20 protein-coding genes are annotated in these 18,993 nt (G+C 55.6%); 3 read left to right on the forward strand and 17 right to left on the reverse strand.

Annotation, left to right across the window (positions count from 1 at the left end; genetic code table 11):
* Positions 1 to 507 precede the first annotated feature (507 nt).
* The 10 genes from ACLHV8_RS18640 to ACLHV8_RS18685 all read right to left on the reverse strand — a co-directional run bounded on the left by ACLHV8_RS18640 (position 508) and on the right by ACLHV8_RS18685 (position 10,993).
* A complete protein-coding gene (locus tag ACLHV8_RS18640) occupies positions 508 to 1,137 on the reverse strand; it encodes an NrsF family protein (RefSeq protein WP_049005029.1) in 630 nt (209 codons plus the stop codon).
* Positions 1,124 to 1,681, reverse strand: a complete 558-nt coding sequence (locus tag ACLHV8_RS18645) for a sigma-70 family RNA polymerase sigma factor (protein ID WP_049005030.1) — start codon at positions 1,679 to 1,681, stop codon at positions 1,124 to 1,126. The genes ACLHV8_RS18640 and ACLHV8_RS18645 overlap by 14 nt, the downstream gene beginning before the upstream one ends.
* Positions 1,682 to 1,701: 20 nt before the next feature.
* Entirely contained in the window at positions 1,702 to 2,934 is a 1,233-nt protein-coding gene (locus tag ACLHV8_RS18650; protein WP_049005031.1) for a protein-disulfide reductase DsbD family protein, read from the reverse strand.
* A gap of 20 nt (positions 2,935 to 2,954) precedes the next feature.
* Complete coding sequence (locus tag ACLHV8_RS18655) at positions 2,955 to 3,506, reverse strand: peroxiredoxin (protein WP_208594570.1); 552 nt, start codon at positions 3,504 to 3,506, stop codon at positions 2,955 to 2,957.
* 129 nt (positions 3,507 to 3,635) lie between these two features.
* Positions 3,636 to 5,498 (reverse strand): bifunctional glutathionylspermidine amidase/synthase, encoded by a 1,863-nt coding sequence (gss, locus tag ACLHV8_RS18660; RefSeq protein WP_028019668.1) that lies wholly within the window; start codon positions 5,496 to 5,498, stop codon positions 3,636 to 3,638.
* A 112-nt stretch (positions 5,499 to 5,610) separates the two neighbouring features.
* A complete protein-coding gene (locus ACLHV8_RS18665) occupies positions 5,611 to 6,588 on the reverse strand; it encodes an ABC transporter ATP-binding protein (RefSeq protein ID WP_208594569.1) in 978 nt (325 codons plus the stop codon).
* On the reverse strand, positions 6,585 to 7,562 hold the full coding sequence (locus ACLHV8_RS18670; RefSeq protein ID WP_208594568.1) for an ABC transporter ATP-binding protein: 978 nt from the start codon (positions 7,560 to 7,562) through the stop codon (positions 6,585 to 6,587). Before ACLHV8_RS18670 ends, ACLHV8_RS18665 begins: the two co-directional genes overlap by 4 nt.
* Positions 7,555 to 8,400: an ABC transporter permease gene (locus ACLHV8_RS18675; RefSeq protein WP_208594567.1), complete on the reverse strand. Its 846-nt coding sequence runs from the start codon at positions 8,398 to 8,400 to the stop codon at positions 7,555 to 7,557. The genes ACLHV8_RS18670 and ACLHV8_RS18675 overlap by 8 nt, the downstream gene beginning before the upstream one ends.
* Positions 8,401 to 8,404: 4 nt before the next feature.
* On the reverse strand, positions 8,405 to 9,358 hold the full coding sequence (locus ACLHV8_RS18680) for an ABC transporter permease (RefSeq protein WP_208594566.1): 954 nt from the start codon (positions 9,356 to 9,358) through the stop codon (positions 8,405 to 8,407).
* Between the two features lie 45 nt (positions 9,359 to 9,403).
* Positions 9,404 to 10,993, reverse strand: coding sequence for an ABC transporter substrate-binding protein (locus ACLHV8_RS18685; RefSeq protein WP_208594565.1), 1,590 nt, complete (start codon positions 10,991 to 10,993; stop codon positions 9,404 to 9,406).
* 245 nt (positions 10,994 to 11,238) lie between these two features.
* On the opposite strand from ACLHV8_RS18685, the gene yghU reads away from it, so the two are divergent.
* Both yghU and ACLHV8_RS18695 read left to right on the forward strand, forming a co-directional pair.
* Complete coding sequence (yghU, locus tag ACLHV8_RS18690; RefSeq protein ID WP_208594564.1) at positions 11,239 to 12,105, forward strand: glutathione-dependent disulfide-bond oxidoreductase; 867 nt, start codon at positions 11,239 to 11,241, stop codon at positions 12,103 to 12,105.
* 160 nt (positions 12,106 to 12,265) lie between these two features.
* On the forward strand, positions 12,266 to 12,598 hold the full coding sequence (locus ACLHV8_RS18695; protein WP_028019661.1) for a YMGG-like glycine zipper-containing protein: 333 nt from the start codon (positions 12,266 to 12,268) through the stop codon (positions 12,596 to 12,598).
* A 73-nt stretch (positions 12,599 to 12,671) separates the two neighbouring features.
* On the opposite strand, the gene ACLHV8_RS18700 is transcribed toward ACLHV8_RS18695, so the two are convergent.
* From ACLHV8_RS18700 to ACLHV8_RS18710, 3 genes are read right to left on the reverse strand one after another with little or no spacing between them, the layout of a single operon-like run.
* Positions 12,672 to 13,574: an alpha/beta hydrolase gene (locus ACLHV8_RS18700; protein ID WP_208594563.1), complete on the reverse strand. Its 903-nt coding sequence runs from the start codon at positions 13,572 to 13,574 to the stop codon at positions 12,672 to 12,674.
* Positions 13,564 to 14,460 (reverse strand): alpha/beta fold hydrolase, encoded by an 897-nt coding sequence (locus tag ACLHV8_RS18705; RefSeq protein WP_410377006.1) that lies wholly within the window; start codon positions 14,458 to 14,460, stop codon positions 13,564 to 13,566. Before ACLHV8_RS18705 ends, ACLHV8_RS18700 begins: the two co-directional genes overlap by 11 nt.
* A gap of 24 nt (positions 14,461 to 14,484) precedes the next feature.
* Positions 14,485 to 15,540, reverse strand: coding sequence for a sugar phosphate isomerase/epimerase family protein (locus tag ACLHV8_RS18710; protein ID WP_028019658.1), 1,056 nt, complete (start codon positions 15,538 to 15,540; stop codon positions 14,485 to 14,487).
* A gap of 141 nt (positions 15,541 to 15,681) precedes the next feature.
* Here ACLHV8_RS18710 and ACLHV8_RS18715 point away from each other — a divergent pair, with 141 nt between their 5' ends.
* The gene (locus tag ACLHV8_RS18715) at positions 15,682 to 16,272 is read left to right on the forward strand and encodes a TetR/AcrR family transcriptional regulator (protein ID WP_023333391.1); all 591 of its coding nucleotides are present in this window, start codon (positions 15,682 to 15,684) and stop codon (positions 16,270 to 16,272) included.
* Positions 16,273 to 16,282: 10 nt separating this feature from the next.
* Here the strand turns inward: ACLHV8_RS18715 and ACLHV8_RS18720 are convergent, their stop codons facing one another.
* The 4 genes from ACLHV8_RS18720 to ACLHV8_RS18735 all read right to left on the reverse strand — a co-directional run bounded on the left by ACLHV8_RS18720 (position 16,283) and on the right by ACLHV8_RS18735 (position 18,881).
* A complete protein-coding gene (locus ACLHV8_RS18720; RefSeq protein ID WP_108090463.1) occupies positions 16,283 to 16,561 on the reverse strand; it encodes a hypothetical protein in 279 nt (92 codons plus the stop codon).
* Positions 16,562 to 16,740: 179 nt separating this feature from the next.
* The gene (locus ACLHV8_RS18725) at positions 16,741 to 16,881 is read right to left on the reverse strand and encodes a hypothetical protein (protein WP_154231567.1); all 141 of its coding nucleotides are present in this window, start codon (positions 16,879 to 16,881) and stop codon (positions 16,741 to 16,743) included.
* 70 nt (positions 16,882 to 16,951) lie between these two features.
* The gene (locus ACLHV8_RS18730; protein WP_049005040.1) at positions 16,952 to 17,206 is read right to left on the reverse strand and encodes a hypothetical protein; all 255 of its coding nucleotides are present in this window, start codon (positions 17,204 to 17,206) and stop codon (positions 16,952 to 16,954) included.
* Positions 17,207 to 17,333: 127 nt separating this feature from the next.
* On the reverse strand, positions 17,334 to 18,881 hold the full coding sequence (locus tag ACLHV8_RS18735; RefSeq protein ID WP_208594561.1) for a methyl-accepting chemotaxis protein: 1,548 nt from the start codon (positions 18,879 to 18,881) through the stop codon (positions 17,334 to 17,336).
* Positions 18,882 to 18,993: the final 112 nt, after the last annotated feature.

Raw genomic sequence — 18,993 nt, forward strand, 5'->3', positions numbered from 1 at the left:
GTCGACACTGTATTTTGGGTATTTCTCTGAAATAAAAAATTTCGGATAAGACCCACTAGCGGTGAGTGTAGGAACGTTCCCTACGGGACTGGAAATGAAAATATGTAACAGAAAGTTACAGATTAAAATTTAACAAAAAAAGATCATCATTCTGATTTATAAGAATTTTCTTTAAGACATCCATGTAAACCCCATGGGATAAGGCTGCTTAGTAAGCGCTCAATTTAACTTAGGGATGAAATCGAGCAAAATCTCACCTAACTCGTGAAATATCTGATTTTGTACTTTTTTAAAAAAATGAGAGATTGGAAGGGAATGAGCATGTTTAAAATAGCATGCACACCCAGCATGGCGTGCAACATTAATTCATTTACAAGATCATTTAACACACACGAAATTATTCACAAAAAATATATATCAGTAGTCCACTACAGAAGAGTATCGAAAAAAATATAAGATAATTACCGCTGTGAGCAATGCAATCACGCTCCGGCGATGCGTTTGAATTCACCTTACTCTGACCCACCGCCATCCAATAGCCATTGTCGCCGCCACAATCGTCACTCCCGCCGCCACATGCAGCAGAAAATCCAATGGATGTACCTCCACCGGATGGCAAAATGACAGTAACGTCAGCGCCATACAGGACACCCCCGCTCCAGCGATAGCTAGCGTGCGCAACGGATACAACGTCCGCGTTCTGCGTAAATACGCGATCACAATCGCGACCATTGGTGTGCTGACCGCCATCATAAACAGATAGCAATTCACCTCGTCGGGATGATGGGCCTGAATATGCGTCCGTCCGAGGCTTAACACCACGCCCCCCAGCCAGAGTGCAATCAACGGTGCGAACCCTTTCCAGCCCAACAGCTTACGCCCGGCAATACTCAGCAGAAACGCATTGCGAATGGCCAGTGTCCCCATGACAAATGCCAGAATAAGCTGAAACGCCGCCAGTATTGCGCCGGATTGCGTCCAGTCCGTTGCCACACGCTGAAATACCAGACTGCTTAACCAGCCACACGGCAGTGCCATCAGCAGCCACGCGACAACGCGTCGGTTGCTTGCCCAGGGCCGACGTATCGGACTGGCATCCTGACTGAGTTTTGCAATTAAAAGATTATGATCGGCCATGGTTCGCTCCCATCCGGCGAAGGTTGGTTAGTGCTCTGTGTAGTAACGATTTCACGGCAGCAATGCTTAAATTATGACGAGCAGCAGCCTCCGCAAGACTCATTTCCTGTAGATGGATATGCTCCACAATCTGGCGCTGACGCGAAGGAAGCTGGTCTAATATCATCGCCAACTCTTCTTCCCTTTCTTCATCTTCCGGGGTGTTGTCAGAGACCTCCTCTGCAATCTGCCCATCATCCGTTTCACGTAGCCAGTGATGGCCACGCCTGCGTAATGCGTCAACGGTTCTGGCCCGGGCGATAGCCATCAACCAGGGCAAAAAAGGACAGACAGGATCGTAGGTATGCCGCACCCGGTGAACCGTTAACAGGACGTCCTGAATAACGTCGTCCACCAGCACGCTGTCGGAAATCTGCTTGCGAACAATCGCCCGGATCACCGGGACGATAGCCCGCAACAACTGTGTATAAGCCTCGCGTTCGCCCGCCTGAGCGCGAGCCATTAGCGCGGGCCAGGCTTCACGCGGCGCTAAACCGCTATCCATTTTTCGCCATGGCAGTTACCTCATGCTTTTTTACCGGATGCCTGATTCAGGGCGTTAACGACAATTGAGGGCGTCAGAACCTGAGGAAGCACTTTCGGTGCGCTACCATCTGCAGGGTAAACCACGTAGAGAGGTAACCCACCCTGCCCGAAGGTGTTCATCGCATCATCAATATCGGCGTTAAACCTGGTGGAATCCGCCACCATATAGACCGTTCCCGTTTCGGCCAGGGCCTGTTTCACCGCCGCGGTTGAGAGTGACGTTCGCTCGTTCACCTGGCAGGTGATACACCACGACGCCGTAAAATCCACAAAAATGGCTTTGCCATGCCCGCGCATCTTTTCTACCGTCTGCGGTGACCACGTTACCCGCGTGATGTTTTCTGCGCTCAGCACTTCCGGCTGAGAGGACTGGGTGTGCATCACACCCGGTAGCGGGCCGATAGCCGCAATCAACAGCACCGCGGTGACCGCCAACAGCACTTTATAGGGCTGACCGGTATAGCGTCTGCGCTGTGCCATACCGTACAACCACGCCGCAAAGCTCACCACCACCGCACTCGCAAGCAGAGCCGCCAACGCCGTCGTACCTGCCTGCTGTGTAAGTACCCACACCAGCCAGGCAAAGGCACCGAGCATTGGGAATGCCAGACCATGCTTAAGGATATCCATCCAGGCACCTGGTCGGGGCAAGCGTTCGGCAATAGCCGGAAAGAGTGAGATCAGAGTAAACGGTGCCGCGAACCCGAGTGCCAGCGCGAGAAAAATACCCAGCGAAACGGCCGGAGTCTGCACCAGCGCATACCCTACCGCCCCGGCCATAAAGGGCGCTGAGCACGGTGTCGCGACCACAATCGCCAGCGCACCGGTTAATGCTGAGCGGGTAAACGCGCCGCGCCCGACCGAGATTTCCCCTGCTCGTTGAAGCGATAGCCCCACCTCAAACACACCGAGCAGGTTCAGTGACGCCCCCAGAATAACCAGCGCCAGTGCAGCAATGACCAGCGGAGACTGAAGCTGGAACCCCCAGCCAACAGCCATTCCACCCGCCCGCAGCGCCAGCAGTACGCCTGCTAAGACCAGCATGGTAAAAATCACACCCAGCAGAAACCCAATCCCTTCGGTGCGCGCGCTCCGGGTATCGCCTTGATGACGTAAAATCCCTAACGCCTTAAGGGAAATGACCGGGAACACGCAGGGCATAAAGTTGAGAATAATGCCGCCCACAAAGGCGGCCAGCATGGCTGTTAACATAGCAAACCCCGACGGCTAAATTACGAGTGCGAATTTGCGTATTTTTTCACGGCATCCATGGTTTTCTGGATGTGCTCGTCAGGGTTACGATCGGTATAACTCAGCAGGATTTTGCCATCCGGCGCGATAACGAATGAGGTACGGTCAGACACCGTTTTACCGTTCATCTGCATCAACGTCTGGTATTCGGCTGCCACTTTCGCGCCAGGGTCAGCCGCAACGGCAAATTTATCGCGACACTCCAGCTTCGAGAATTCATCCACCTGATCGACATTCCCGGCAGTTACCCCCACCACGGTTGCGCCCAGTTTCCTGAAGTCATCCGTCGCTTCAGCGAAAGCATGAGCCTCAAGGGTGCAGCCTTTGGTAAATGCCGCCGGGAAGAAATAGAGCACCACCGGGCCTTTCTGCAGCGCCTGCTGAAGAGAGAAGGTGAGCGGTTTGCCGCCAAGCGCCCCCTGCAAACTGAAATCCGGCGCTTTCGCACCGGCTTCAAGGGCAGCATGGGCACGAAGGGTGAAAAGGGAAAGACTCAGAACGGCGGCGGCTAACAAGGTATTCAAACGTATCATGGGCGGCTCCATCAGAGAAAAAGGTGCTGTATGAATAATAGTTCGCACGCTAACGCCTGAAGGTTTCGCTCACGGATAAAAAAAATCCGCAAGGGTCGCTTGCGGATCTTTGCTTACGCTCTGCGGAGGCTATTCATCTTTCACCACAATCAATGGCTCAATATCGCTCTCTTTCTTCACCACCAGCGAGTCGTCGCCGCGCAGGCAGGTTCCGCCGTAGTTACCGCCCACGGTAAAGGTACAGACCTGAATGTGCTTGCCATCAACGTTTGGCAGGCACCACAGCTGCTGGTAGATGTTTTTGCGGTCGACAAACTTGCCGCTGGATTTATCAAGCAGCTCATCCTCAGGGCTGATCAGATCGATATTGCTGCCGCAGCGTCCGGCAATCGGTTTAACGGCATAGCCGGTCTGTTTCAGCAGGTCGTTAACCTCAAAATCGGTATCAAGCAGGTAACGATGATTCGGGAACAGCTGCCAGAGTACCGGGAGGATTGCCTTGTTGCCGGGAATAACCGTCCACAGCGGTTCAAACACCAGAACTTCCGGGCGCAGCAGGACGTCAATCAGGCGCACTTCGCCTTCAGGATGTCCGGTGCGGATCGGCACGGCGGCATACTCGGTTTCGCTCACCTCGCGGATCTGTTCGATCGCGGTTTCCCACGCCCAGGTCTTCCACACGCAATTCACGTGACGGCCTTCGTCGTCAATCAGCTGTCCGGCAGCATCCCAGCTCAGTGCGCCGAGCCCATGCAGAATTTTGGTTTCAAACCCGGCCTGCAGCAGAGAACGCTGAATAAACAGCGCGTGATAATCCTCCTCGACATCGTTGTCCTGCATGATGTGCACAAACGGACGCGCGTGGCTGTGTTTCCACGCCCCGGTTAGCTCTTCCAGCAGCCCTTCCGCCGGGTTATGTCCGTTGCCGCGATAGCCGTTTTTCACCCACTCTTCGAGAATTAGTCCGCCCTCGGTGTGGCAGGACGCGGAATCAGCGTTGTACTCGTAGACCTTAATGCCCCGCTCATCCATGCAGAAATCCATACGACCGGTAATCATATGGTGACGGCGCCACTGCCAGGAGAGGCGCAGACGTGGCCAGAGAATTTTAGGGATGTCGAAAAGTGCCAGTAAGTTGTCGTCTTTCAACACTTTGTCGGTCGCATGCAGGTACATCAGGTGCAGTTCGTTAGTCGCTTTGATCAGCTCCTGCTCGGCGCTTTCGGTAATGGTGAAGTACTGGCAGGGATCTTTATTGATAAAGTGGCCGTTCGCGCGGACATATGCCTGCTGCAACGCGTCGTTTTCGTTAAGCCATTTACCGTCGAACTGACGTTTGTTTTTCAACCGCGCGCCGCTGATTTTCAACAGCGCACCGTCGATTTCCGGCTGGGGAATGCTGTGTTCCGTGCCGTCCGTCTGGATCATCCAGCCGAGAATTTCAGTGTCGTTGAAGGTGTCATGAATGGTGTAGCACCCGTTCTCGACGCTCAAACGCAGTTCGCGCGTCCACTGCTGCCCAAGCGGCAATGGTGAGTGAATGACGTTCTGCTCCGCGATACGGACCTTATCGTCCAGGAGCTGGGTGATCACCGCTACGTGGCCGGTCTCATGAAACTCCCCACCCTTTTGCCAGATAAGCAGCGCTCCGGCTCGCGGCGCGCGTTTCGAACCGTTGGAAAAGGCCTGTAACGGCAGAATGTTATCGTTCACTACCTGGCGCAAAAAGCGCAGGGAGAAGATCTCCCACGCCATGCCGACATCGGTAAAAACGAAACCATAGTTGAGGAACAGGAAACGGCGGGCAAACTCAACACATTGCCACTTGTGGCCCATGTATTCATTGCCGATGTAGCTGCGAAAATCCGCATCTTCCGGGTACTTACGCGGATCGAGACTGCCGTAATTTGAAGAGTAAATCGCCACGCCACCCGGCGCATAGCCTAATAACGTCCCGAATGGCGCGTCACTGCTTAACTTTCCTTTACGCATGTATCCAACCTAAAACAGGCAGGCGGCAATTTTTTGAAAGGGTTGTCGTCGTCTGCACGTTGTAATTAACCTGACAGAGGTGGATTTATCATACACCTGCAAGGCACATTAATTACATGTTAAACAACCAACATGCCGCGAAATGTCCTGGTGCAATCTCCTGCATGGCAGGCTCCTGCGTCTGGCAAACCGGCATGGCGTGCGGGCAGCGGCTGCAGAACTTACAGCCCGCGAGCGCGGACGTGGGGCCAGGAATGTCGCCGCGCAGGGTTGCATCTTCGAGATTGCGAATGCGCGGATCGGGCTGGGGAACCGCCGCCAGCAGCACGCGGGTGTAAGGGTGCGCCGGACGCTGATACAGCTCATTCGCGGGTGCGACCTCCACCAGTTTACCGAGATACATCACGCCAATGCGGCTGGAGATATGGCGCACCATGGAGAGATCGTGGGCGATGAACAGATAGGTCAGCCCCAGCTCCTGCTGCAGGTCCTGCAAAATATTCACTACCTGCGCCTGCACCGAGACGTCCAGCGCCGAGAGCGGTTCATCGCACAGCACAAATTCAGGATGCACGGACAACGCACGGGCAATACTGATGCGCTGACGCTGTCCGCCGCTGAACTCATGCGGGAACCGTTCAAGGTGTTCGTGTTTCAGCCCCACTTTATAGAGCAGCGTTTCCATACGCTCCCGCTGTTCTTCGCGGCTGTAGCCGTGGATTTGCATCGGTTCGGCCACCAGCTGTCGCACGGTCATTCCGGGGTTGAGCGAGGAATAAGGATCCTGAAAAATCGCCTGCATCCGCTTACGCAGCGGCTTGAGCTCTTTTTCACGGGCGTGGGCGATCGCCTGCCCGGCAAAGTGGATTTCACCAGAGGTGATATCGAAAAGGCGCAGGATGGCACGCCCGAGGGTAGATTTCCCGCAGCCGGACTCCCCCACCAGGCCAAACGTCTCGCCGGGCTGGATATCAAAGCTCACGCCATCAACCGCTTTCACGGCCGCGCCTTTACGCAGCAAACCGCCGTTGAGCGGATAGTGCTTGCGCAGATCGCGCACGCTCACTAATGGCGCCTGTTGTTCACTCATGCCTGAATCTCCTTGTCGGCCCATAGCCAGCAGGCAGCACGATGCCCCTCTCCGGCGGTGTAAAATGCGGGTTGCCGTTCACACTGGGGCGTGCGTTTCGGGCAGCGTTCCGCGAACGGACAGCCCGGCGGCGGGTTAAGCAGGCCAGGCGGCGAACCTTCAATCGGGGATAAACGTTGATTCACCTCATCCGGGCGCGGCAGCGAGGCCAGCAGCCCCTGGGTGTAAGGATGCGCAGGGCGATAAAAAATATCTTCCACGCTCCCCTCCTCCATCACCAGTCCACCGTACATCACCACCACGCGGCTGCAGACCTGCGCCACCACACCGAGATCGTGGGTGATCAGCAGAATCGCGGTTTGGGTCTGCTGTTGCAGGCTTTTCAGCAGGCGCAGGATCTGCGCCTGAATGGTCACGTCCAGCGCGGTGGTCGGCTCATCGGCTATAAGAAGCTTCGGGTTGCAGGAGAGCGCAATTGCGATCATTACCCGCTGGCGCATCCCGCCGCTGAACTCGTGCGGATACTGGTCGTATCGGCGTTCCGCCTCGGCAATACCCACCTGTTCCAGCATGGCGATCGCCGCTGCCCTGGCCGCTTTTTTGGTCAGTCCTTTATTGCGCATCAGGATCTCAGCCATCTGTTTGCCGATGGTTAGCACCGGGTTCAGGGCGGTCATCGGATCCTGGAAAATCATCGCGATCTCGTTGCCGCGAATGGCGCGCATCTGCGCGGGGGTTTTCTGCGCCAGATCCTCGTTCTGGAACCGGATACTGCCCCCGGCGATCCGTCCGTTGTTCCCCAGAAGCTGAATGATCGACTTACAGGTGACGCTTTTCCCGCAGCCCGACTCGCCAACAATGCCGACAAGTTCCCCCGGCTGCACCTGAAAGCTCACGCCGCGCACCGCATGAACCTCGCCCTCGCGGGTGCGGAACGTGGTTTGCAGGTTCTCAAGCGCTAATAAGTTACTCATCGCGATTCGCTCCTGGCTCAAAGGCGGTACGAAATACATCGCCCAGCACGTTAAAGCTGAACACCGTCAACAGGATCAGAATGCCGGGGAACATCGCCAGCCACGATGCCTCGCCAATGTAAGACTGCGCGTTGTTAAGCATGCTTCCCCACGACGCCGCAGGCGCCTGCACGCCCAGCCCCAGGAAGCTGAGCGTTGACTCCATCAAAATGGCCGAGGCGATATTGAGCGTGGCCGCCACGATAATGGTCGGCAGCACGCCGGGAATAATGTGGCGCATGATAATGCGCAGAGGATGCTCCCCCGACGCGCGGGCATACAGCACGTACTCGCGCTCTTTCACCGATAGGGTTTCAGCACGCACCAGCCGCGACATGTTCATCCACGTCAGCAGGCTGATAATCAGAATGATGTTATCCACGCCCGGCTTGAGGTAAGCATTCACCACCAGCAGCAGGAAGAAGGCCGGAATGGCCATCAGGATATCCACGGCGCGCATCATCAGGTTATCCAGCCAGCCGCCAAAATAGCCGCTCACCGTTCCCACTACCGTGCCGATAAGCGTGGAAAAGAGCATGGCGAGAAAACCGGCCATCAGGGAGATCTGGCCGCCATACAGCGCGCGGGTGAAGTAGTCGCGTCCGTACTCGTCGGTGCCGAACCAGTGCGCGGCATCCGGCGGTAGCGTGCGCGCGCCGAGCGCCATCCGATCCGGATCGTACGGACTTAAGCCCGCACAGAGCGCGGCGACAACGAAAATAAAAAGCACAAACAGGGAGAACTGCGCCGGACGGTTGCGGCGCAGCTGGTGACGAACCTGCTGCCAGCGTCTGCTCATCCGGTTACCTCAGCGTACGAATGCGGGGATCGGCGAAGCGATAAAGCACATCGGCGATCAGGTTACCGACGATCAGCATCATCGACGAGAGCATGATGATCGCCATGATCAGCGGGTAGTCCAGCGAAGCGATCGACTGGATCCCAAGTAGCCCCATCCCTGGCCAGGAGAAGACGCTTTCCGTCACATAGGCCCCCACAATCAGCTCACCGAACGACAGGCCGAACAGGGTGATAACCGGCAGCAACACGTTTTTCAGCACGTGGCGAAACAGAATGCTGGAGCGCGTGGCACCGTAAGCCAGTTGGGTCTGCACGTAGTCGGCCGAGAGCTGCGAGATGGTGTTGGATCGGATGTAGCGCACGTAGCTGGAAAGGTTGTAGAACGTGAGCGCAATGCACGGCAGCACGCCGTGGCGCAACACGTCCAGGCCGTTATCCTCCACGCCGATGGTGCGCATCCCCATGCTGGGAAACCAGTTAAGCTGCACGGCAAAGACGGTGATGAGCAAAATACCGAACCAGAAAATCGGCACCGAGATGCCGATATAGGCGAACAGGTTCAGCAGGTGATCCAGCCAGCGGTGCTTAAATGCCCCCGCCAGCAGGCCCAGCGGGATCGCCAGCACGATAGCCATCAGCAGCGACGACCCCATCAGCCCCAGCGTGGCCGGAATGCGTTCGCCGATCATCTCCAGCACCGGGCGGTGGTAAATCAGCGAATAGCCGAGATCGCCCTGCAGGACGTTTTTTAGCCACAGGACGTACTGCGTGACCAGGGGCTTATCCAGCCCCAGGCTCTGGCGAATACGCTCGATATCTTCCGGGGCCATGCGCGGCGTAATGTAGGCCGCCACCGGATCGCCGGGTGCGAGTTTGACCAGCAAAAACGCCACCAGTGAAATAAAGAACAGCATCGGCAGTAATTGCAGCAGCCGACGCGTAAGAAGTGTGTTCACGACGTGCCCTTACCAAAGCCCCGACCCGACGGCCGGGGCAATCGCTTATTTCTGATAGATTTTTGACAGATCCTGGAAGAGGTAGACTGGTTTCGGCTCTGCCTCCTGGGTGCCGCCGAAACGCTTGTCCACCGCGACGGTCGCATTGGTGTAGGCAATCGGGTAGTACGTCATGTCATTCGCCACCGTCTGCTGAATTTGCTCGTAGATATCGGCACGTTTCGCGGCGTCGGTTTCCACCGCGCCTTTATCCCACAGGGCATCAAACTGCGGATTTTTGTAGTGCGCGTAGTTATAGGCTTCGTTGCTCATGAACAGCGATTTGTAACCATCCGGCTCGGAGCCCATGATGTAGCCGCCCAGGTTCAGCTCCCACGCGGTGTTGTTCATGTCGAGACTGCGCTGAGACATGGCGTTGGAGTCCAGCGGCATCAGCTCCACGCTCACCCCAATGCCCTTCAGCGCCTGCTGAATATAGAGCGCCATGCTCTCCTGGGTTTTGTTGGTGTTCACATACGCCAGGCGCAGCTTGATGTTGCCCGGCGCGCCGGACGTCTTCAGCAGGTCTTTGGCTTTTTGCAGATCGAATTTGTACTGTTCAACGTCATCCGTCTTGTAAAGCGTATCGGGCGTCAGGAAGGACGTCGCCGGTTTAGCGTAGTCAAGCGAGGTAAACGCGGTCTGGGTTAGCTCATCTTTGTTGATGGCATACGCAATGGCCTGTCGCAGTTCTTTGCTCTTCATCACCGGCACGTTCTGGTTGAACGTCATATAGGCCAAACGGCCTTCCGGATAGACCACAAAGTCAAACTTCCCGGTATTTTTCAGGCGATTCACATCCTGCGGATCAACCATCTTGAGGTTGATTTCACCGTTTTGCAGCGCAAGGTTGGCGGCGTTACTGTCTTTGGCGAAACGGTAGGTGACCGAATCAAGCTTCGCTTTGCCGTTCCAGTAATCATCGAAACGGGTCAGGGCGTAATATTGTCCGGCGCGGTACTCTTTGAATTTGAACGGGCCAGAACCCACTGGCGCATCGTTTTTGCTGCTCTTTTCCAGATCGCCTTCACCGGCGAACACGTGCTGCGGGATCGGGTAGATCTGTACCAGAGTGCCGGTAAAGGCCGCACTGACCTGCGGTAACGTGAACTTAACGGTGCGGTCGTCAACCTTGCTCACCTCAACGGGCTTGCCGCCCCAGGTAAACATGCTGCGGAAGAAGCTATGCTGTTTGGCATCCAGCAGCTTATTGAACGTAAAGACCACGTCGTCCGCCGTCAGCGGCTGGCCGTCCTGCCATTTCAGGTTGGGTTTTAACGTCAGGGTATAACTCAGATTGTCGGCGGAGGGCGTCAGGCTTTCCGCCAGACCCCACTCAATGTTGCCGTTATTAAAGCTATACAGCGGGGCATAGAGTGCCTGCATGATCGTTAACGTGGTACGGTCGCTGGCATAGAGAGGATTAACGGCTAACGGGTCTCCGGAGGTTATACCAATAATCAGCGAACCACCCTCTTTCGGCGCGTCGCTTTTTGCCGCTGAGGGCGTATTTGTCTCTTTATTTTTCGCATCATCACAGCCAGCCAGGCCTAACGCGAGCGAAACCAGCACTGCCGATAACAGAAGCTTGCGCATCTCACTTACTCCTTGCCTTATAAAGTGTTTATTACTGCATCTTTTATTTATGTTGAAGCATCATATGCAGCTTTATCGGTTTCCGCATTAATTATGAAAATGCGATTTTCGATTAAGCTTATGCCGAATTTGATATATATAAGCGCCAGAAGGAATAGCGGTTAATTGATTGCGCTCACATCGTTAAACGGTTCACAAATCTCCTGCTACACTGCCTCAACACATCACTCAAAAGGCAGACCAACATGTCAGACAACACTTATCAGCCACCGAAAGTGTGGGAATGGAAAAAGAACAACGGCGGTGCATTCGCCAACATCAACCGTCCGATTTCCGGTGCAACGCATGAGAAAGAGCTCCCTGTGGGTTCTCATCCGCTACAGCTCTACTCCCTGGGCACACCGAACGGTCAGAAAGTAACGATTATGCTCGAAGAGCTGCTGGCGCTGGGCGTGACGGGCGCCGAGTACGACGCATGGTTGATCCGCATCGGCGAAGGCGATCAGTTCTCCAGCGGGTTTGTAGAGGTGAACCCGAACTCAAAAATACCCGCGCTGCGCGATCACTCCACGACTCCGCCGACGCGCGTATTTGAATCCGGCAGCATTCTGCTTTACCTGGCAGAAAAATTTGGTCACTTCCTGCCAAAAGATCCGGCAGGCCGCACGGAAACCCTGAACTGGTTGTTCTGGCTGCAAGGGGCCGCCCCGTTCCTCGGCGGCGGGTTTGGCCACTTCTACAACTATGCTCCGGTGAAAATTGAATATGCGATTGACCGCTTCACCATGGAAGCCAAACGCCTGTTCGACGTGCTGGATAAACAGCTGGCGCGCGGCCGTTACGTGGCCGGTGAGGAATACACCATCGCGGATATGGCAATCTGGCCGTGGTTTGGCTGCGTCGCGCTGGGCAGCGTGTATAACGCCGCCGACTTCCTGGACGCGGAGAAGTACATCAACGTTCAGCGCTGGGCAAAAGACATTGCGCATCGCCCAGCAGTGAAGCGCGGACGCATCGTTAACCGCACCAGCGGCGAGTTGAACGAGCAGCTTCACGAACGCCACGCGGCGAGTGACTTCGAGACAAATACCGAAGACAAACGTCAGGCGTGATAGCTGGCCGGGCGGGACACCGCCCGGCTGCAAGGATCCTTTCCCAGGGCATGATTAGCTTAAAGGCTGACCCTATATTGCTGGCACTATTTGTCCGTTTTTCTCACACCAGACCGTGAGATACGACGAATTAACCGACAGCAGTCACAAAGGATCTGTTATGAAACTCATTAAAACAACGCTGGTTATCAGCGCTCTCATTTTTTCTACCTCGGGAATGGCCATCGACAAAACCGCTGCCGGCGCGGTAGCAGGTGCGGCCATTGGCGCAGCCACGGGCAAAGATCTGAAATCAACCGTTGGCGGTGCCGTCGTTGGCGCTGGCACGGGGGCGATGTTCAAAAACGGCGAAAAAGGCAAAGACGCGCGTAAAGGTGGTGCGGTAGGTGCTGCCGTGGGCGCAGGTGCCGCGGCGGTTACCGGCAAGAGCGTGCTGAAAGGTGCGGCGGTTGGTGCGGGTACAGGCGCGCTGATTGGTGAAGCGACGCACTAGGGCTGTGTGCCACCTTGTGAACAGGCATGAATAATAAACCCAGCGATCGCGCTGGGTTTTTTGTTTTTTTGAATTAGATACAAGCCCGTTCGAACAACCGACGCGCGGCTGGCGTTAACCCTGACATATGCATGCAGGCATGCACCATTCCCGGCAACCGTTCACAGCGTACTGGCACCCCCGCCTCCTCAAGCCGCAGAGCATACTCTTCAGCCTCATCGCGCAAGGGATCATATTCACAACTCAGGATGGTTGCTGGCGGTAACCCCCTCAGCGAGGCCATATGCAGCGGCTCGGCATAAGGATGACGACATTCTCCCAGATAGTTCTCCCAGCAAAACACCATCGCATCACGCGTTAAATAATAACCTTCAGCAAATTCACAATAGCTTTGGGACGACATTTCGCGACTTAACGCCGGGTAGAGCAGCAACTGATGCTCAATGTGAGGTCCGCCGCGACCCCGGGCCAGCAGAGCTGTCGCGGCAGCAAGATTGCCGCCAGCACTGTCGCCGCCCACCGCCAGACGGGTCGCATCTATCCCCAAAAGCGCGGCCTGTTCACTGGCCCAGCACAGTGCCTGATAAACATCTTCTAACGGCCTTGGGAAGGGGAACTCCGGTGCCAGACGGTAATCAACGGAGAGTATTTTCCGACCAGTAGCATTGGCCAGTGCCTGACAGGGCCGATCGTACAGCGCCAGCGAGCCCAGATACCATCCGCCGCCGTGAGCAAAGAGCATTGCAGGCAGAACGATTTCAGCGTTTGAGGCAGCAGGCGTATACGCGCGAAGACCGATAGCGTAACCATCATCAGCGATAACAACGTAATGTTGAATGCCGCAACCTGTTTCCTCCTCACCCTGTAGCCGCAACAAATCCACTTCGGTGGCGGCACGCAGGTCGGCTAACGACGCCGGTTGCGGCGCGCCCGATGACGCAGCCAGAAAGTCAGCAATGTTTTTATCAAGCGGCACGATCGGTGTCCTCTGAGAGAAAGGGTACGATTAGCCCAATAAACGCCTCATGACACTCTTCGGTAATAAAATGCCCGCAGTCCGCCACCGTCTCGCCACGCAAATCAATGGCATTGCCCTGTAGGGTTATCAACGGCGCATCGCGCGTCGCATGTTCGGCCCCCACCGTTAACACCGGCATGGTTAAAGGTGTTTGCGCACGGCGCTGGTTCTGCCGGATGGTTTCCGGGATAGCGCGATAATAGTCGAAGCCCGCACGCAGCCCGCCGGGTGTTGAATAGGCGGCGATATACACCTCTGCGGCAACCCGTTCACGTCGATGAGACCAGCGGTCGAAAATATAGCTGAGATACTGTGATTCGCGCCCGCTGGTCAGGGTTTCGGGTAGATCCGCCAGTTGATTGAACATGAAGTGCCAGAGAAAGATGTTCTCTTCCGGTGCGACAAAAATCGGCGGTGGTGGTGCCAGTCCAGGGATAACCGCTTCTGTCAGCACAAGTCTTTCTATCGCCTGAGGAAAATCGCTTGCCATGGCATAACCAACCCACATGCCGATATCGTGACCCACTATGCTATAACGCGCATGGCCCAGCTGCACCATCATGGTATGCAGCATGGCACCGACACGTCCGGTATCATAGCCGTCGCGCGGTTTATCTGACTCAACAATGCCCGGAGGGTCGACCGCTATCGCCTGAAAACCCGCCGCCGCCAGCGCCTGAAGGACATAGCGCCAGGTATACCAGGTCTGCGGCCAGCCCGGTATCAGCAATACCGGTTGTCCTTTTACCGCCACGACGCAGTGGATGCGCTGTCCGTTCACTTTCGTATAGACGTGTTCTGCCCTGAGATCCGCGTGCGCGATCTCACCGTATTGTTGTTCCATGGTGACTCCCTGTGATGTCGTAGCTTAGCGAATGCCGAGTAATGCGTTGATTTGCTGAGGGTTAACTGGCGCACCGGCGAAATCATCGAAGACTTTATCGGTGATGTGAATAATATGGTCGCGGATGAACGCAGCACCTTCTCTGGCACCATCCAGCGGATTTTTCAGACAGCACTCCCATTCCAGGGTTGCCCAGCCGGCATAATCGTATTGAGTCAGCTTCGAGAAAATAGCCCTGAAATCCACCTGACCGTCACCTAATGAGCGAAAACGTCCTGCACGATCGACCCACGACTGATAGCCACCATAAATACCCTGACGCCCGGTCGGATTAAATTCAGCGTCTTTGACGTGGAACATGTTGATCATGTCCTTATAAATATCAATAAACTCCAGATAGTTAAGCTGCTGTAGCACCATGTGGCTGGGGTCGAAAAGTATCCGGCAGCGGGGATGCTCTTTCACCCTTTGATAAAACATTTCAAACGTCACCCCATCATGCAGATCTTCGCTCGGGTGGATCTCATAGCAGAGGTTAATACCCTGCTCGTCACAGGCGTTAAGCACCGGCATCCAGCGCCTGGCCAGCTCGTCAAAGGCGGTTTCAATTAACCCTTCCGGGCGCTGCGGGAACGGGAACAAATAGGGCCACGCCAGCGAGCCAGAGAAGGTACCCAGATCGCTGAGTCCAAGCCTGGCAGAGGCCTTGACCGCCATCAGCAGCTGTTGCTGTGCCCATTCGCCGCGGGCCAGTGGGTTGCCGTGGACTTCCGGCGGCGCAAAGCTGTCGCATAAGCTGTCGTAAGCAGGATGTACCGCCATCAGTTGGCCGAAGATGTGGCTGGTCAGCTCACTCACCACCAGGCCATGCTCCGCCAGCATACCGGTCAGATCGTCGCAGTAGGTCTGGCTTTCTGCCGCCGTCGCCACGTCGAAGAGACGGCGATCCCATACCGGGATTTGCAGAGCGCTAAACCCCGTTTCCGCCGCCCACCGGGCTATCGCAGGCAAATTATTGAATGGGGCCGCATCATCGCTGAACTGAGCCAGATGGAGAGAGGGACCTTTGAGGGTTTTCATCGTATACTCCTATTGTTTGTCGATTGACAAACAATAGGAGTAAAGCCGGATAACCGCAAGCGAAAATTATAAATTCGTTGGTAATCCAGATGATTTAGGCGATCCTGTTTCACTGAATTCAGGACCAACCGGAGCAACAAAATGGCAGGCAGACCGCGCCAGTTCGATCGTGACCAGGCGCTTATCAAAGCGCGCAACCTGTTCTGGCGACAGGGTTATGAAGGAACCTCAATGTCGGATCTGGTGGCAGAGCTGGGGATTGCATCGGCACGGATTTACAAGGCGTTCGGTTCAAAAGAGCAGCTCTTTCGGGAAGCTATCGCCGATTACGAAAAACAGGAAGGCGGTTTTGCGGATCGGGCCTTATCCGCAGGGGGCAACGTGCGGGATACCATCCAGACGCTGTTAATGGATGCGGTTCACCTGTACTGCCATCCGGATTTGCCGCAAGGATGTATGGTGGTGGCCTCTGCAGCCAGCGTCAGTGCGGAAAATGAAACGCTCAAAACCTGGCTGGCACAGCATCGCCTGCAGCGTACGCAGCAGATCATCGATCGTCTCCACCAGGCAGTGCATAACGGTGAACTGCCGGATACGACCGATGCAGAGAGTCTGGGAGACTATTTTGCCGTCTTTTTACATGGTTTGTCGGTGCAGGCCAGAGACGGTGTTCCTGAATCTCGTTTGCAGGCGGCGGTTAAGCAAGCGCTTAGCCTGCTGCCGCATTGCTGAGTGCGAAGCATCAATGATGATCGTCGTACTGATGCTCAATCACCATCCCTTCCGCCACGCTCGCCACATGCCGCGCACGCGGGTGATAAACCGGAGCAGGCGCTGGCGCGGCATAGACCGTTTGTGACGGTGCAGGCGCGACGGCTACCGCCTGCGGAACCGTGGTGGATGACGGGACAATCACCACTTTATAACCGCTCGGGACATCCACGGTGACGCTTTGCGCCATTGCTGAATTAACCATAGCCAAGCCTGCCATGACGGCCAATACAATATAGGACTTTTTCATAGACTGTATTATTTCCGGTAAAATAAGAAAATTAATAATGTCGGGAGGAGCTTAAGGCTATATTAATTCCCATCGCCGTTACGGTGCAGAAAATGCCAAATATATTGTTACATTAACACATGAAAATAATAACGTAGGCCGGGCAAGGCGCAGCCGCCGCCCGGCAACATAAAACAATTTTAATTAATCGCGATATGACCTTCCGGCGTATTTATCCAGCGCGGCGCTTTCAGCGTATCGGCGTAATATCCCACCAGCTCACACAGCAAATCCTCTATCACGCGCGCCATCTCCTCTGGCAGGGCGCGGCCGATCAGCAACTGGGTTAAGACCTGGCAGTATTGCCCGAGCCGACAAGGGGCATTCCCGGAAGCCGTCTCGCAAATCTAATTAATACTTAATATCCCGCGCTTTTTGCCGTCCGGCCTGTTTCATCTGACGCTTGTCCTGACGGCAGTCGTGATTACTCTGGTTATTGTTCGCCACGCAGGTCTGCTTCACCTGCCGTGACGCGTCGCGGGTTTCCTGCCTGACATCACGCGACACACGCCGCTCTTGCGCCTGCTGGGTGGCGCTGGCAGATACCGAAAACAGCACAAGAAACATGACAGAAAGGACAGGGATGACGGACAACGATCTGTTCATAGCAACACCTCGTAGAAGGAGCCCAGAACGTCAGTGGGTTTAGCCAAAGAATAGCAGTTTCAGAGAAATATAAATGAGGAAGGCGCTAATAATGCAAGGCCGCACCTGGCAGCCTTGCAACATATCGTTATGCGGTGAGACGGAATTTCTGCACCGAGCGCTGAAGCTCTTCGGTCTGGCGTTCCAGTGCAGAAGCCGCTGCAGAAACCTCCTCCACCAGCGAGGCGTTCTGCTGGGTAACGCCGTCCATCTGCGTAATGGCAATACCGACCTGAGAAATACCCTTACTTTGTTCCTCAGAAGCTGAGGCGATCTGTTTCATAATGGTTGTCACCTCCGTCACGTCGCGCAAAATCGCATCCATCGTGGTGCCGGTGTCGCCCACCAGCTGCGCGCCCTGCTCTACGCGGGTAACGGAGTCGGCAATCAGCCCCTCAATTTCCTTTGCCGCATTGGCGCTGCGGCTTGCCAGGTTACGGACTTCACCTGCCACCACGGCGAAACCGCGCCCCTGCTCACCCGCGCGCGCCGCTTCAACGGCCGCATTGAGTGCCAGAATGTTGGTCTGGAAGGCAATGCTGTTGATGACGTTAGTGATTTCAGCAATTTTCTTCGAGCTTTCAGAAATGCCGCTCATGGTGGTCACCACTTCCTCCACCAGCGAGCCGCCACGGCTGGCGGTGGTCGATGCCACATCTGCCAGTTGGCTTGCCTGACGCGCGCTTTCCGCATTCAGTTTCACGGTTGCAGTCAGTTGTTCCATGCTGGCAGCCGTCTCTTCCAGCGCAGCAGCCTGCTCTTCGGTACGGGAAGAGAGATCGTTATTACCGCTGGAGATTTCCGTCGCACCGCGCCAGATATTTTCACTGCCGGAGCGGATAGTGCTGACCGCTTCGCGCAGACTGTCCTGCATCGCGCTCAACAGAGGAACCAACTGCCCCACACAGTTGCGGCCGAAGGGTTCAATTGGCTGACTGAGATCGCCCTGGGCAATCTGGCGGAACTGCTGGCGAATGCGGTCCAGCGGTTTGACCAGCATCGCGACCAGGTAGCGGTCGGTGAAAAGCAGGATCAGCAGGCCGATAATAGTGGCGGTGATAATCACCGTACGCGTCATGCTGGTCAGGTTGTCCACCACCACGCGGGTGCTGTCGAGCGCCTTCGCGGCCGCGTTGTTAAAGTTCTCGGCAGCAGCACCAAACGCACGGCTTAGCGGCGGGGTAACGTTATTGGCCTGCTGGCGATAGCCATCCAGAGTCTCCAGCTTCGCCTGCTGCATTTGCGGCGTGATACCTTGATCAAGCAACGCCTGCCAGGTACCGATGACCTGAGCAGAAATCTGTTCGTCCATTGGTCCTGGCGAGATCGCTTTCATCTCGGCCAGTTTCTTACCCATGTTATCCAGTGCCTGTTGGGCAGAGGCCAAATCCGGCGTGCCGCCTGCGGCTTTGACTTCCATCGCACGGCTCAAACGGGTCACAAAGCGGAAATACTGATCGTTGCCCTGACTGAGTACCGTCATCTGTTTGACCAGTTGACGATCCACGTCATTGCCATCCGAAACACGCGAAAGGGACCAGGTACTGTACAGGCCAACACCCGCCCACATTAAACAAAAGATCCCGAGAATCGTCAGCATGACGAAGCGGATCGTGAAATTACGGAGCATATTCATAAGTCTTCCTTGCCGTGAGGGTGAATTCGCCCAGAGGCGAGTACTTCTCTCGTTATCGGCAGGAACCGGGGAAATTATAACGTTTTGTGATCATTTTTGATTAGCGTGGCTT

It is taken from the genome of Enterobacter sp. CPE_E863, from assembly GCF_046521465.1.
GTDB lineage: Bacteria > Pseudomonadota > Gammaproteobacteria > Enterobacterales > Enterobacteriaceae > Enterobacter > Enterobacter adelaidei.